Source organism: Streptomyces caelestis, from assembly GCF_001279005.1.
Taxonomy (GTDB): Bacteria; Actinomycetota; Actinomycetes; order Streptomycetales; family Streptomycetaceae; genus Streptomyces; species Streptomyces heliomycini.
The window spans coordinates 1-14128 of sequence record NZ_LGCN01000227.1 but is presented as its reverse complement, the minus strand read 5'-3'; the positions used below and the strand labels follow the sequence as shown (position 1 = coordinate 14128).

Here is a 14128-nt window from a genome sequence, read left to right as displayed (position 1 = left end):
TCCCTGTCCCGGTGTCCCACCGTGAGTACCCGCGTCACCTCTTAGTCTGGCCGTGTGCGCAACGTCCGCGTCGACGAGGTCGACGCCCTCGACCGTGCCGTCCTGGCCATCGGCACCGACTACCCGCCCGGCCATCTGCTGCCCTACCACGAGCACCGCCGGGCCCAGGTCCTGTACGCCGCGACCGGCGTCATGGAGCTGGCGACGGCACAGGGGACGTGGACGGTGCCCACCGACCGCGCGGTGCTGATCCCGGCCGGCACCCGGCACCAGGTCACCATGCTCAAGGTCAGCACCCGCAGCCTCTACATCGAGCCCGCGGCCGTGCCGTGGTTCCCCGGCCACTGTCGGGTCGTCGAGGTCTCGGCACTGCTGCGCGAACTCCTCCTGGCGGCCGTCGACATGGCGCCGCGCTACCCGGAGCACGGCCGCAACGCGGCCCTGGTCGACCTGCTGCTGCACGAACTGGCCCACCTGGCGCCGCTGCCCCTCGACATCCCGCTGCCCGCCGACCCCCGGCTGCGGCGGCTGTGCGAAACCTTCCTGCGCAGCCCCGACATCCACGACCCGCCCGCCCGCTGGGCCGCGGCCCTGAGCGTCAGCGAGCGCACCCTCGGCCGTCGTTTTCGCAGCGCCACCGGCCTGAGCTTCGCCCAGTGGCGGCGGCGCGCCTGCATCGTGCACTCCCTGCGGCACCTGGCCGCGGGCGTACCGGTCACCCGGATCGCGGTCGAGCTCGGCTACGACAGCCCCGCGGCGTTCACCACGGCCTTCCGCGCGCTGCTCGGCCGTCCGCCGAGCGCCTACCGCTCTGAGGCCCTCCCGGTTTCGCGCGAGCCCCGTCAGCAGGAGGGTCGGTGGTCGAGCTGTGGGAAGAGGGACTTCCACTGGTCCGGCTCGACGCCCAGCGGGTGGGTCGCGCAGAGGCGGTCGTAGACCTTTCGCGGATCGCGGTCGAGGAGGTACGTGTACTGCGGGCCGCGGTCGCTCGACCGGGCGTCCGCCACCACCGTCATGAACGGCGTCCGCCCCGGCAGCAGGTCCACCCTCCGCACGCCCTGAAGGGTGGCGAAGGCCGGGATGCGCCAGCTGCCGTCCGCGGCGACGTCCCAGACGCGGTACGGCTCGGCGGTGAGCACGCGGCCGCCGTCGAGGTCGGGCGTGATGGCGGTGACCTCCCGGTCGAGGCGCTGGGCGTGCCGGAGCACCGGGTGGCGCGGGTCGCGGATGTCGTAGAACCGTACGGTGCCGTCCTGGAGGGTCGTCGCGAGCAGACCGCCGCCGACCGGGGTGTAGCCGCCCGAGGCGGCCGGCAGCGTCCCCACGGACTTCGGGTGCCGAATGTCCCGCAGGTCGTACAGCCTGGCGGTCTGGGCGTCGCCGTCGGTGAGCAGCAGCCGCAGGGAGTGGACGTAGGTCGCCCGGGCGACCGCCGCGCCCTTCAGCGGCTCGGGTACGCGGAACGGGTGCACGGGGTCGCTCAGGTCCCACAGGCGCAGGTCGAGGCCCCGGCCGCGGCCCTCGGCCTCCACGGTCGCGAGCGCTCCCGGGCCCATGAAGAGCATGCTCTCGGGCTCGGCCGAGGGCGTCACCGGGATCACCGCGCGCCGCACCGGCCGGAGCGGGTCGCTCAGGTCCCAGATCGCGGCCGTCGGATCCGATGAGGTCCCGACGACCAGCAGCCGGCCGTCCTTCGAGACGGCGGTGCGCACGTTCGGCGAGCGCACCGGGATCTCGGCGCCCGCCACCGGCGGTCCGTCGCCGCCGAGGTCCCAGATCCGGAAGGCGTGCTCGTCGGTGTCCTCGGTCCAGCGGTGCGCGAGCAGCACCGGCCGGTCGCGGCCGGGCAGGAAGTACTGCGCCTCCCACGGCCTGGGCACGGTGAACCGCAGCTTCGGCGACCGCCCGCGCACGGTGTCCGCCCCGCTCATGTCCCAGACGCGCGCCACGCTGTGCGGGGAGCCGACGACCGCCTCGCGGGTGAGGACGAACCGGCCGTCCCGCGTGTAGGGATGGGCCCCCGGGTCCCCGCCGGCGAGGGTCCCCCGGAGGGCGAGCCCGGGCGTGTGCTCGGGCCAGAGGCGTACGTTGCCGCCGACGTCGCCCGCCGCGAGGTAGGCCCCGTCGGGGCTCCAGGCCACCGCCTGGGTGGGCTCGCCGCTCGGCACCGAGCCGCGTTCGTTCACCGAGGACAGCTGCTCCGGTCCGTCGCGTTCGGCGACCCTCCGGATGGTGGCCTTGCCGGGCCGGGCGCCGTACGCGGCGGCGAGGGCGGAGCCGTCGGGGCTGAAGTCGAGCGAGGGCAGGTTGCCGCCGTAACCCCATCCGCCCTCGAACGAGTCCGTCGGTCTGATCCGGGCGAGCCGCCGTCCGCCGTCCCGGACCGTCCACCAGGCCATCGCGCTCTCGCCTCCGGTCGCCACGAGCGTGTCCCGCTTCGGGTGGAAGGCCACCGCCATCACCGAGTCGGCCGTCGCGGTGGTGAGGAGAGCCGGGCGGGCCGGGTCGCGGACGTCCCACAGCCGCACCTCGGCCGGGCGCTCCTTGCCTGCGGCGTCCTCGCTCACACCGTTGCCGGCGGCGAGGAAACGCCCGTCACGGTTGAACGCCACGGCCATCAGGTGGGCCCGGGCGACTTTCCTGTCGTACAGCGGGCGCGGAGCGGACGGCACGGAGAGGTCCCACAGCCGCAGCCGCCCGTTCTCCCCGCCCGCCGCCAGCGTCCGCCCGTCCGGGCTGAAGGCGAGGCTGTACGACTGGTCCTCGGCGAGCTTCAGGCTCCCGAGCCGCTTCGGGTGTACGGGATCGGTCGCGTCCCACAGCGTCAGCGCGTCCGTGCTCAGCGCGGCGAGCAGCGGGGAGCGCGGGGAGAAGGCGAGGGGCGCGGTGCCGTGCAGGCGCTCCAGGGCGGCGCCGCGCACCGGCGCGTTCGGCCGGCCCAGGTCCCAGAGGCGGACGACGCCGGTGCGCTGGCTGGTGGCGAGGACGCGGCCACCGGGCCCGTACGCCAGATCGACCACCGGCTGCCGGACGTCACCGCGTAGGTCGACCTGTGGCCGGGAGAGGTAGGCGGCGTAGAGGCTGGAGCGGGTGGCGCCGGTGTCGGCGGTCCTGTACGCGGCGAGACTCAGGCGCAGCGCGGTCTGCGGGTCGCGCTCGCGCATGGTGTCGGCCTGCGCGGCCAGCTGCTCGGCGACGGCGACGCTCTCGCGGGCCTCGGCGTCGCGCTGGGCGCGGTCGGCCCGCACCGCGAGCAAGGAGGCGAGGACGGCGAGCGCGGCCACGACCGCCCCGACGCCGGTTCGGATCCGGCGGGCGCGGCGCTCGGCCCGGTCGCTGGCGGCGAGGAAGTCCCGCTCCACGGGCCGGAGCCGGGGGCCCTCGCCCCTGAGTTCCTGCCGCGCCGCGGCCAGCTGATCGCCCCGGTACAGGGCGCTCTTCTCGCGGTCCGCCTCCGCCCAGCTGTCGGCCGCGTCGCCCACCCGGCGCAGGACGAGCAACCGCACCCGGTCGTCGCGGATCCAGTCGCGCAGCCGGGGCCACCCGTGGAGCAGCGAGTCGTGGCACAGCTGGGCCTCGCCCCGGTCGAGGACGACCAGGCGGGCGTCCGCGAGCCGGTCGAGCAGCTCGCGGTCCTCCCGCTCGGCCTCGCCCGCCGCCTCCGGGACCGGGAGGCGGCGGCGGGCGGCCCGGCCCTCGGTGTCGACCAACGTCACCATGCGCAGCAGGAGTTCACGCAGCCGCTCGCGGCCCGCCGGCTCCAGCGCGTCGTACAGCTCGTCGGCGACCCGGGCGACCGAGCCGCGGATCCCGCCGGCCGCTTCGTACCCGGCGAAGGTGAGCTGGGTGCCGCGGCGCCGGGCCCAGGTCTGCTGGAGGGCGTGGGCGAGGAACGGCAGCGCGACGGAGTCGGCTTCGCCGCCGGGCGCTTCCCGGCGCAGCTCGTGCAGCAGATGGCCGGCGAGTCCGTCCTCCAGGCGCAGGCCGGCGTGCTCGGCGGGCCGTTCGATCGCGGCGATCAGTTCCTCGTCGGACATGGCGGGGACGGTGAACTGTCCGGCCCGGAGCATGCGGGCGAGCCGCGCGTCGCGCATGCAGAGCCCGTAGAAGTCGGCGCGCAGCCCGAGGACGATCCGCGGCCCGGTCGCCGCTCCGGCGCCGGAGACGGCCCGGACGAACAGCTCCCGCTCCTCCGGGTCCACGCAGTCGGTGAAGAGCTCCTCCAGCTGGTCGATCACCAGGACCTCGGGCCCGCCGGTTCCGAAGCGCCCGGCGCCCACCTCCCGTTCGACCTCTTCGAAGGGCCGGTCCACCGCCCGCGCCCAGCGCTCGACCAGCGTACGGAAGGGCCGCGCGCCCGGCCCCTCGACCAGCAGCACCGGTCCCGTGCCCCGCTCCTCGAGTCCGGCGACGAGCCCGGCCCGCAGGAGCGAGGACTTCCCCGCCCCGGACGCGCCGACGAGCACCACCGGCCCGTCGCCGTGCGCCACCCGGTCGAGCAGCTCGCGGGCCGGCTCCTCGCGCCCGAAGAAGAGATGGCGCTGCTCGGGCAGGAACGGGCGCATGCCGGGGTACGGGCAGGGGCCGCCGCCCGCGGGCACGTCGGCTTCCTCCAAGGGTGCCGGAGAGCACACGTTCCGCGCCACGACGAGATCCGTGGCCCGGCCCACGCCCTCCGCGTATGGGCGGGCGGGGCCGCCCTGGAAGCGCCGGTCGAGGATCCGGTAGACGTCGAGCAGGGTGAGCCAGCGCGGCCCGCTCGGGTCGCCCTCCGCCAGGAGCCGCACCAGCTCGCCGCCGAAGAGGGTGTACGGCTGGTCCACGGGCGCGAAGGAGGCGGCGTAGCCGGACGCCGAGGCGAGCAGGAAGCTGCCGGGCGGACGGGCGGTCGCGTACGGGTCGCGGTGGGCGTCGCTCGGGGCGGCCGCGGCCCGGCCGGAGAAGCAGCAGTCGAGGACGACGACCGCGCGGGCGGACGCGTCGCCGAGCAGATGGCGCACCTCGGCGTACGGCACGGCGGTGACCGTGTCGTCGGGCCGTGCCGTGGCCGCAGTGGCCAGATAGAGCTGCCCGCCCGGGCCGAGCAGGCCGTGCCCGGTGAAGCAGAACAGCACCACGCCGCCCGCCGCCGCCTCGACGGCGTCGCGGAGCGCGGCGAGCACTTCCGTCGGGCCGGCCGGGTCGATGAGCTCGGTGACCCGGCCCGCCGCCATCCCACACCGTTCGCGCAGCACCCGGGCCAGCTCCCGCGCGGTGTGCGCGGCGCTCGGCAGGCCGGCGAGCCGCACGCCGCCGTCCGGGCCGCCGCGCTCACCCGCGCTCTGCTGTCCGGTGCCGACGACGACGGCGCGGCAGTCAGGTCCGGCGAGATCCCCCCATCTCTCCGTCACGGCTCAGGGGTTCTCGGGACCCGAGGGCTGCCGCGCCGGCTCCTCCAGGGCCCGCGCCACCTCCAGCGCCAGCTCTCCGCTGCTCTCCGGCGTGAGGCCGCGCACACCCTGGGAGGTGACGACGACCTGAGTGCCGTCCGGCTTGGTGATCGTCACGGTCTGGCTGCCGCGCCGGGTCTGCAGCCAGGCCACCACGCCGGCCGCCAGCGTCACGGTCAGGCCGCCGGGCTGGAGCAGCAGTTCGATGACCGAGCCGAACGCGCCCATCGATCCGGGCGCAGGCGATGCGGGGACGAGCGGGACGACGGCCGGCCGCAGCTCGGGGTCGCCGCGCAGCCACTGCCGCAGCTCGTAGGCGTCTTCGGAGGTACCGCCGACCTCCAGGGCAATGTGCACGTGCGTTGACCTCCGTAGCGTTCCGTCGAGGCGGAGCCGTACGAGGGTACGTTCGTCACTCCCTTGTCTCCAGGTGGGTTTCGGCCGTCACGTGGTTCCGGGTACGCCGAAGGCCGTGCCTCCGCGCAAGGGCTCCGGCGGCCAGAGGGGAGGAGGCCTCCGACGGCCGGATTGGCGACGTCGCCTGCGCCTCACACGGGCGGGGAACCGGTGTCGGCGGTCCCGAGGGGGAGCGGTGTGGCGGCGAAGACGGAGTCCGGGTCGACCGCGGACTTCACGGCCGGCAGGCGCCGGGTGTTCGGCCCGTAGGAGTGCGCGACCTGGTCGGGAGTCTCCGGCCCCAGGAAATTCACGTAGCCGCCCGGCAACGAGAACGGTTCGAGCGCCGCGTGAAGCTCTTCCAGCCAGCGCAGGTGGGGTGAGCCACCGTCGCTGCCCAGCGGTATCGGGCTCGAGGAGCCCGGCGGTCGACCGAGACGCGAAGCAGCGGGTGCCGTGCCTGCACCTCCCGCAGTGCCCGTGCCGGAGTCAGCTCGGAGACCTTCCGGTCGATCTCGGCGACCAGGGAGAACTGGACGGGGTTCCGGTGCATGCAGAGGTCGATGGTCCTCTCGAAGGCTCCGAGTTCCCGCACCGTCTCCGTGTGCGCATGGCTGATCGACGTCCAGGGGTCCTTCCTCTGCTGATGTGGTGTGACGGCGTCGCTACCCGGACGCGCCCTGGCGAGGCGTCAGGTCGGCCTGCTGCTGAGCGGTCGTCTCGGCCGGCCGGCTCCCCACCAGGTGCTTCGACGTCCTGCGGAAGGCCCAGGCGACGACCAGCGCGGCCACCACGGTCAGGGAGTGCCCATGGCGATCTTCGCGACGGCGAGCCAGCCGGTGGCGTCGTGAACGTAGAGCCACTGCTTCACCACGAACCGGGATCCGAGGACGAGTGCCGCGGCGAGGGTGGCGATGTCGTGTGCCCGCAGAACCTGACGGTCCTCGCGCCAGGCGTGCGTGCCCCCGTGCAGGAGGTTCCACGCCACGCCGGTCAGCGGGCGGCGGAAGAGGACCGAACCGAAGGTGGCGAGGAAACCGGCGAAGGCCACCCAGATGCCCAGCAGGAAGAAGTCCTTGGCGGAACCGGCGCCCGCGCCGTTGCCGGGAGGGAGGCGTCGTCGTGGTCTGCTCGCTCGACGATCATGCCGTGCGCATGCGTACGCGGGTGACGACCGGCTGTGGCTCAACGGTTCGCGGGGACGAGGGGACGGGTGGTGGCGGGCGTGTCCGTCGTGCACACGGTGCCGTCGGCGGGGTGGGCGCCGTGGATGAGGGCGGCGTCGACCGCGCTGTCGACACACGTGTTGGCGCCGTAGGAGCCGTGTCCGACTCCTTCACGCGTGAGCAGGACCGCGGAGTCCAGGGTCCGGGTCATGTTCTCGGCCCAGTGGTGGGGGGTGACCGGGTCCAGTCGGCCCGCGACCACCAGTGCCGGCGGCGCGTCGGCGCCTGTGAGCGGCTTGGTGACGCGGTCCTTGTTCGGCGCGGGCCACCGAGCGCAGTTCAGGGCGGAGTAGGCGGCCCGGGTGCCGATCCGCTCGGCCTCGGTGACGGCCTTGGCGGCTGCGGCCTTGTGCGCGGCGATGCCGGCCGGGGTCCGCCAGTCGGCGCAGCGTACCGCGGTGTGGGCTTCGAACATCGCGGTGGGGACGGGGAAGGGGGATACCGTGACGCTGCTCCACAGGGTGTACAGGGGAGTGCCGTTGCCGCCTTGTGCGGCCAGCAGCGCCGAGGTCAGCAACGGCCAGGTGTGCTGGTCGCCGGCCAGGGCTCGGGTGGCCTCGAGGGCCATGGCGCCGTCGAGTCGGCCGCCCGGGGTGACGCCCTCGAGGGGTGCGATCTTCAGCGGCTTCGCTTCCAGCGTGTCGATCAGTGTGTCGAACGCCGCCTGCGGGTCCCCCGCGCCGAACGGGCACACCGCGGTCCCTTCGGTGCGGCAGGTCTCGAACCAGGCGTCGAGCGTCCGTTCGCTTGCCACGGCGACGTCGTTGAGGAAGGGGAGGGAGTCGCCGAACCACAGGTTGGTGTCGACGGGCGCGTCGAGCACCATCTGGCGGACGCGGTGAGGGAACAGGGTGGCGTACATCGGGCCGACCACGGTGCCGTAGGACAAGCCGTAGTACGTGATCTCGTCCTCGCCGAGCGCGGAGCGAACCTGGTCGATGTCGCGGGCCACGTTGTCGGTGGACAGGCTGGCCAGGAACTTCTTGCTCTGGTGTGTGACGCAGCCGTCGGTGAACGCGGCGGCGTCGCTCAGCAGTTGCGGCAGGGGTTTGCCCCCGGGGACGGCCGGGTCGAAGCCGGTGCCGGCGGCGTCGGCTCGCTGCTCGTCGGTCAGGCAGCGGACGGCCTGTGATCCGCCGACGCCGCGCGGGTCCACCGCGATGACGTCGAATCGGGCGAGCACGGCGGGTGAGAAGGCGCCGGGAGTCCCGGCCGTCCTGGGCAGATTGCGCAGTGTCTCGGTCGCGGAGACTCCGGGCCCGCCCGGGTTGAAGACCAGGCTGCCGATGCGGTGGTCGGGATCAGTGGCCCGGTGCCGCATGACCGCGAGCGGGATCCGCGCGCCATCGGGCTCGGTGTATTCCTGCGGCACCTTGATCGTGGCGCATTCGAGGTCCTTCCCGCACGCGTTCCACCTGAGCGGGTCCGGAGACGGTACGGAGGCCGACGTGACCGCCGCGGATATGCTGCGCGGCCCCGAGGCGCCGGACGAACACCCGGTCAGGACCACGAGGGCCGCGGCGAGCGCCGCGCCGTACCGGGCGGTGGGCCTTGACCTCGACTGGATCATGATGATCTTCCCTTTCTCCGTACGCGTGTCGTTCCGCGCGACCGGGCCGTGCCGGTCGCGCGGGAAGCCGGCCGGGGAGGGCCGGCGTCGGTCGTGCCTTCTCGCTTCGAGGGGGTCAGCGCCCGGCCGCGTCGAGCAGGGAGGAGTACCGCAGGCGGAGCGCGCGCTCCATGCTCGCCAGGACGGCTCCGCCCCCCAGTGCGAGGTTCAGCCAGATCGGCAGGTGCACCGGCGATTCGAACGTTCCGACCCGCTGCGTGACGGGAGGAATGCGGGAGACGGGTTCGGCGAGCTGCAACAGGTTCAGGCCCACACCGATGACGAGCAGCACCACCGATCCGATGCCGATCGCCCGGCTCAGCCCCGGATGGCGGGCGCCGAAGCGCGCCCGCCGCCCCTCCGCCGAGGCCGGGTCGGGCGTGAGCTGACGCGGCTGTCCGCTCAAGGGGCGGTAGTGGCAGCGTCTGATGCCGTAGGCGCTCATCGCCACCTCGATGACGCCCCCGTCGACGGGGAAGGCCGCGGGCAGTTTCGACTCGGCCACATGCCTGCCGTCCAGGAACAGATGCGCCCGGATCCTGCTGTTGTCCAACCGCGCCCAGTGCCGTACGTCCACGGCGTGCAGGCGGGCGTGCCCGTCGGCGCCGGGGAGCCGTAGCCAGAACAGGGAGCGCAGGGGGAGCTGCCACCAGCGGAACCGCTGGAGCTCTCTGCCGTCTCCCGGCTTGAGCCGCTTCGACGCCGCCCACTGCTTCCACGCCATGCTCCGACCCTCCTGTGCACCTCAGCCGCACTCCTGCTGGTACAGCGTGTTAGAGAAACGCTAGCACGCTGTACTAGTACGGCGTGCTAGTACAGTAAGGGGGCTGGGGAGAAACGAAGGAGAGCGGAGCATGGAAACACGCGAGAAGATCCTCCGGGCAGCTGCAGAGATGCTCGCCGAGGACATGGCGGCGAAGCTGAGCGTGCGAGCGGTCGCCGCGCGTGCGGGGGTGAGCACCGGCTCGCTGAGGTTCCACTTCCCCACCCAGCGCGCCCTGCAGGACAGCCTGCTCGCGCGGATCTACGCACACCTGCTGCCCGGCGACCCGATCCGGGACCGGACGCTGCCGCCCCGCGAGCGGCTGCTGAACTGCCTGCGGCAGGTTCTCGCACCGCTCGGCACCAACGAAGACGCGCGAACCGCATGGGGCACGATGTACCGGACCTTCATCGAACCCGAGCCGACCGAAGCGGTACGCACCGCGTACCTCGGCCATGAGCGGGAGGCGGAGCGCCGGGTCGAACACTGGCTGACCGTGCTCGAGGAGGAGGGCGCCCTGCCCCCGGGAGACCACACCCGCAACGTCAGGTTCCTTCTCACCGTCCTCAACGGGCTCTCGGTCGAACGCGCCCTGCCCACCGGCGGATCCGTCCTCGTCGCCGAGACCGAGACCCTCAACGCCGCCGTCGACCACGTCCTCTCCACCCGGCCCGCGCCACCCGCCGGGCCGGCTCGGCCGTGAACCGGACCGACCACCCCTTTGCACCGGTCCCACCCGGCGGGCAGGGACGTGGGAGCACGGTGAGACGTGCACTGACGTGTGCAGGCCGGGGCGGCCGGCGGCGACCCGCCCCATGAGCGCGCCGCCGGCCATGGAGTCCTCGACGACGACCGCGGTGACCTCGATGGTCCGCGCACCCCACCGAGAGGGTGCGGACCGCCCCCTCGTGCGCTCTGCCCCGCGCCGGTCTGCCGTTGCGTCATGGTTTTCAACGAGCCCACGGCGCGACCGCGCCGACGGCGGCGGACGGTGAGGGAGACATCGATCACGGCGTGGAGCACCCGGGAGATGGCGGAGCCGGCCGGCACCAGCCTCAGGGCCGTACGGCACTACCACGACATCGGCCTGCTCGACGAGCCCGAGCGCCGCTCCAACGGATACAAGCAGTACGGCGTCAGCCATCTCGTCCGACTCCTCCGGGTCAAACGCCTCGCCGCTCCGGGCTTCTCCCTCTCCCGGATCGCGGACATGCGTGACGGCCCGGATTGCGCCCCGGACCCGCGCGATCCGCGGGCTCTCGACGATGAGCCGGCCGCCACCGTCGAACGCCTGCAACACGCGCGCGCCGAGGTCGGCGCCCTCATGCGGAGAACGGCCGCCACCGATCTCCCCCTCCGCTTCGCCTCCGTGGACGAAACGGCGGAGCTGCCCGACCCGGACCGCTCTTCCGTCACCGTCCTCGGTACGGTCCTCGGCCCCAAGGGGAGGGACGCCTACGCGGACGAGCAGGCGCGCCAGAGTCCCGCTGAGCGTCTCGTGCCCTACGTCCGAGGCCTGCGGGTCAGGCATCCCGGGCTGAGCGACCTCGCGTCGGACGCCCCGCGCGGCCGGTGGCACACCGCTCGCACCATCGGCAGAGCCGTCACCGATCTCTGCAATCCGGCCCGGATCGACGTGATGCGGCGTCTGCGCACCCTTCTGCCCGATACGGACGATCCATGGTGACGGCCCTCGAGGAAGGTCAGTCCGCGCGGCAGAACACGTCCTTCGCGGGCATCTCGCCCTCGACGAGGTAGCGCGTGGCGGTGTTCAACGCGCAGGAGTTCTCGCCCAGGGCGTACACGCCGTGCCCGCTGTCGTCGACGCTGACCAGCCGGGCGCGGTCGCCGAACTTCTCGCGCAGCATCTTCCCGCCCCGGTGCGGGGTCGACGCGTCCCGCCGGTTCTGCAGGAGCAGCACGTTGCGCGGGCCCTCGGCGTCGATCCTCACCGGCGGTTCGGCGGGGGCGTACGGCCAGAAGGCGCACGGTGTGATGTTGGCGGTGGCGGCGCCGAACAGCGGGTAGCGCTCCCGGTCCTCGGCGACGCCCCGCCGGTAGGTGGACACGTCCTCGGGCCATTCGACGTCGTTGCAGGTGACGGAGAGGAACACGGTCAGGGCGTTGTCGGCCGGCGACAGCGCCTCGTCGCCTTCGAGCAGCGCCTGCCAGGTCTGCGCCCATCCGGACCCGCCCCATGGGTCACGGACGCGGTGGTCCTGCGGCCCTCGCCCCACTCGGTCCCAGCCGGACCGGCGCCGCGGTACGAGAGGTCGCCCGTGTTCGTGCGAGCACGCCCCCTCGGGCGGACCGCGGTCGGGCCGGCGGCTCTCCCGGCATCCCCGGTCCGCCGACCGTGACGCCCGTCCGACGCTCCGGGCGCCCACGCGCGACACGGAGAGTCGAAGAACCCCTTCTGGCGCGTGAAAGAGCGTGGTCGTTCGCCCCGCTCCGCAGAGTGCGCCAAACCTTAAGGGGTGCATCATTTGCCTATAGCTTGTAGGTGAATCTATATTGGCCATAGGCATACCTGAGGTAGGTGATGGTCATGGTTCGGGCAGGACTGAGTCCGGAGCGGCTGACGCTCGCTGGTGCGGAGCTCGCCGATGAGGCCGGTTTCGACCAGGTGACCCTGTCCGCGCTCGCCCGGCGTTTCGACGTGAAGCCGGCGAGCCTGTACGCGCATGTGAAGAACTCCCACGAGCTCAAGACCCGGATCGCGCTGTTCGCGCTGGAGGAACTCGCCGACCGGGTCGCCGACGCCGTGGCCGGGCGCGCAGGCAAGGACGCCCTGACGGCCTTCGCGAACGCCTACCGGGACTACGCCCGGGCGCACCCCGGCCGGTACGAAGCGGCGCGGTTCCGGCTCGATCCGCATACCGCCGCGGCCAGCGCCGGCGTCCGGCACGCGCAGATGACACGGGCGATCCTGCGCGGCTACGACCTGGCCGAGCCGGACCAGACGCACGCGGTCCGCATGCTGGGCAGCGTCTTCCACGGCTACGCCTCCCTGGAGGCAGCCGGCGGCTTCGACCACACCGACGTCGCCGCGCAGCAGTCCTGGGCCTGGACCCTGGACCGCCTCGACACCGCACTGCGGAGCCGATCCACCCCCTGACCGGCCGCGTCACCCGCGACGGCGTCCCCGGACCGACCCGGCACCCCACCCCGGAACGAGAAGACTTGAGGCAATGAGCGCCGAACAGAACCTGATCACCACCCCCATCACCGCCGACTTCCTGCGCGGACACCTCGACGTGGAGGAAACCGCCCAGGGCCTGCTGCCGCACCGGCTGCCTGCCCGGGCGCGCCGCCAGATCCCCGACGACCTGCTGACCGTGGCCGAGGCCCAGCCCTCCGGTGTCCGGCTGGCCTTCCGTACCAGCGCCACCACCATCCGCCTGGACACCCTGCCGACCAAACGCGTCTACCGGGGCTTCCCGTCCCCGCCGGACGGCGTCTACGACCTCCTGGTCGACGGCCGCCTCACCGCCCAGGCCACCGTGGCGGGCGGGAACCTGCGCACCATCACCGACATGCGGACCCAGACCGCGGAATTCACCCCGGGCCCCGTCGGCACGGCCCACTTCACCGACCTCCCCGCCGGCGAGAAGGACATCGAGATCTGGCTCCCCCACGCGGAGATCACGGAGGTCATCGCCCTGCGCACCGACGTCCCCGTCGAGCCGGCCCCGAAGACCGGGCGCCGGGTGTGGTTGCACCACGGCAGCTCCATCAGCCACGGATCCAACGCCGTCTTCCCCAGCACCATCTGGCCCGCCCTGGCCGCCTCCGCAGGCGATGTGGAGCTGATCAACCTCGGATTCGGGGGCAGCGCACTGGTCGACCCGTTCACCGCCCGCGCGATACGCGACACCCCCGCGGACCTGATCAGCCTCAAGCTCGGCATCAACGTCGTCAACAGCGACGCCATGCGCCTGCGCGCCTTCGCCCCCGCCGTCCATGGCTTCCTCGACACCATCCGCGAGGGCCATCCCGCAACCCCCCTGCTCCTGGTCTCCCCTGTCCTGTGCCCGACCCACGAGAACACCCCCGGACCTCTCATGCCGGACCTCTCCGAGGGAACCCTGAAGTTCAAGGCCACCGGTGATCCGGCCGAGACCGCCGCAGGACGGCTGACGCTCACGATCGTCCGTGACGTCCTGGCCGACATCGTCAGGCAGCGGTCCGCCGAAGACCCCAACCTCCACTACCTCGACGGACTCGACCTCTACGGCCAGAGCGACCACGACGAGATCCCCCTGCCGGACGCGATCCATCCCGGTCCCGAAGGACACCGCCGCATCGGCGAGAACTTCGCCGAGCTCGTCTTCGCGGGCAACGGGCCCTTCGCCGTCACGACCGGCTGACCCGTGAGTCCGCCACGGCGACCGGAGAGGTGGCGGGGAACGACCTCGGTCCGGTTGCTGCCGGGGACCTCGGGAGTCGCGCCCACCAGACGGTGTGGCGACCTGCATGGGGGCACATCGACGGATGGCGCCGGTGGAGTCCGGTCGGTCTTCTCGGCCTCCTCGCCGACCGGCTTGAACACGCACGGGCCCGCGCACTGCGAGCGCAGTCGCCAAGGAGTAAGCGCAGGCCGCCGGCCGGTGCCTGCGCCGCCCGCGGCATCCCGGTCACCGTCGTGGACACCGCCTCGCCGCTGGAACGCGTCCTCGGCGGTTGCCTGCCCGCCGCGATCACT

Annotated in this window: 13 protein-coding genes; 5 read left to right on the top strand and 8 right to left on the bottom strand. The window is 73.2% G+C overall.

What is annotated here, in order from left to right; genetic code table 11:
* Positions 1-54 precede the first annotated feature (54 nt).
* Positions 55-936 (top strand): AraC family transcriptional regulator, encoded by an 882-nt coding sequence (locus ADK41_RS28485; RefSeq protein WP_078662170.1) that lies wholly within the window; start codon positions 55-57, stop codon positions 934-936.
* Here ADK41_RS28485 and ADK41_RS28480 read toward each other — a convergent pair.
* The 7 genes from ADK41_RS28480 to ADK41_RS28460 all read right to left on the bottom strand — a co-directional run bounded on the left by ADK41_RS28480 (position 843) and on the right by ADK41_RS28460 (position 9384).
* Complete coding sequence (locus ADK41_RS28480) at positions 843-5390, bottom strand: caspase, EACC1-associated type (RefSeq protein WP_030834938.1); 4548 nt, start codon at positions 5388-5390, stop codon at positions 843-845. The genes ADK41_RS28485 and ADK41_RS28480 overlap by 94 nt on opposite strands.
* A 3-nt stretch (positions 5391-5393) precedes the next feature.
* Positions 5394-5786 carry an effector-associated constant component EACC1 gene (locus tag ADK41_RS28475; protein ID WP_051843551.1) on the bottom strand — a complete coding sequence of 131 codons (393 nt, stop codon included), beginning with the start codon at positions 5784-5786 and terminating at the stop codon, positions 5394-5396.
* Positions 5787-5977: 191 nt separating this feature from the next.
* Positions 5978-6139: a BBE domain-containing protein gene (locus ADK41_RS39930; RefSeq protein WP_234319083.1), complete on the bottom strand. Its 162-nt coding sequence runs from the start codon at positions 6137-6139 to the stop codon at positions 5978-5980.
* Positions 6140-6490: 351 nt separating this feature from the next.
* A complete protein-coding gene (locus ADK41_RS43985; protein ID WP_267883157.1) occupies positions 6491-6619 on the bottom strand; it encodes a hypothetical protein in 129 nt (42 codons plus the stop codon).
* A 2-nt stretch (positions 6620-6621) separates the two neighbouring features.
* Positions 6622-7014 carry a DUF3159 domain-containing protein gene (locus ADK41_RS28470; RefSeq protein ID WP_234319081.1) on the bottom strand — a complete coding sequence of 131 codons (393 nt, stop codon included), beginning with the start codon at positions 7012-7014 and terminating at the stop codon, positions 6622-6624.
* Complete coding sequence (locus ADK41_RS28465; RefSeq protein WP_030834932.1) at positions 7011-8621, bottom strand: alpha/beta hydrolase; 1611 nt, start codon at positions 8619-8621, stop codon at positions 7011-7013. Before ADK41_RS28465 ends, ADK41_RS28470 begins: the two co-directional genes overlap by 4 nt.
* 115 nt (positions 8622-8736) lie before the next feature.
* Complete coding sequence (locus ADK41_RS28460; RefSeq protein ID WP_030834929.1) at positions 8737-9384, bottom strand: hypothetical protein; 648 nt, start codon at positions 9382-9384, stop codon at positions 8737-8739.
* Between the two features lie 130 nt (positions 9385-9514).
* Between ADK41_RS28460 and ADK41_RS28455 the strand changes: the two genes are divergently transcribed.
* Positions 9515-10126, top strand: a complete 612-nt coding sequence (locus ADK41_RS28455; protein ID WP_030834927.1) for a TetR/AcrR family transcriptional regulator — start codon at positions 9515-9517, stop codon at positions 10124-10126.
* 327 nt (positions 10127-10453) lie between these two features.
* A complete protein-coding gene (locus ADK41_RS28450) occupies positions 10454-11110 on the top strand; it encodes a MerR family transcriptional regulator (protein WP_030834924.1) in 657 nt (218 codons plus the stop codon).
* 16 nt (positions 11111-11126) lie between these two features.
* Here ADK41_RS28450 and ADK41_RS28445 read toward each other — a convergent pair whose 3' ends face one another.
* Positions 11127-11660 (bottom strand): alpha/beta hydrolase, encoded by a 534-nt coding sequence (locus tag ADK41_RS28445; RefSeq protein WP_030834920.1) that lies wholly within the window; start codon positions 11658-11660, stop codon positions 11127-11129.
* Positions 11661-11971: 311 nt separating this feature from the next.
* Here ADK41_RS28445 and ADK41_RS28440 point away from each other — a divergent pair, with 311 nt between their 5' ends.
* Together ADK41_RS28440 and ADK41_RS28435 are read left to right on the top strand one after the other, a co-directional pair.
* Positions 11972-12541, top strand: a complete 570-nt coding sequence (locus ADK41_RS28440) for a TetR/AcrR family transcriptional regulator (RefSeq protein ID WP_030834917.1) — start codon at positions 11972-11974, stop codon at positions 12539-12541.
* Positions 12542-12614: 73 nt separating this feature from the next.
* Complete coding sequence (locus ADK41_RS28435; protein ID WP_030834915.1) at positions 12615-13793, top strand: GDSL-type esterase/lipase family protein; 1179 nt, start codon at positions 12615-12617, stop codon at positions 13791-13793.
* The last annotated feature ends 335 nt before the right edge of the window (positions 13794-14128 follow it).

Excerpts from the sequence above, each read along its gene's own strand:
- ADK41_RS28465 (WP_030834932.1), bottom strand. The coding sequence starts at position 8,621 with ATGATCCAGTCGAGGTCAAGGCCCACCGCCCGGTACGGCGCGGCGCTC.
- ADK41_RS28460 (WP_030834929.1), bottom strand. The coding sequence starts at position 9,384 with ATGGCGTGGAAGCAGTGGGCGGCGTCGAAGCGGCTCAAGCCGGGAGAC.
- ADK41_RS28455 (WP_030834927.1), top strand. The coding sequence starts at position 9,515 with ATGGAAACACGCGAGAAGATCCTCCGGGCAGCTGCAGAGATGCTCGCC.
- ADK41_RS28450 (WP_030834924.1), top strand. The coding sequence starts at position 10,454 with ATGGCGGAGCCGGCCGGCACCAGCCTCAGGGCCGTACGGCACTACCAC.
- ADK41_RS28440 (WP_030834917.1), top strand. The coding sequence starts at position 11,972 with ATGGTTCGGGCAGGACTGAGTCCGGAGCGGCTGACGCTCGCTGGTGCG.
- ADK41_RS28435 (WP_030834915.1), top strand. The coding sequence starts at position 12,615 with ATGAGCGCCGAACAGAACCTGATCACCACCCCCATCACCGCCGACTTC.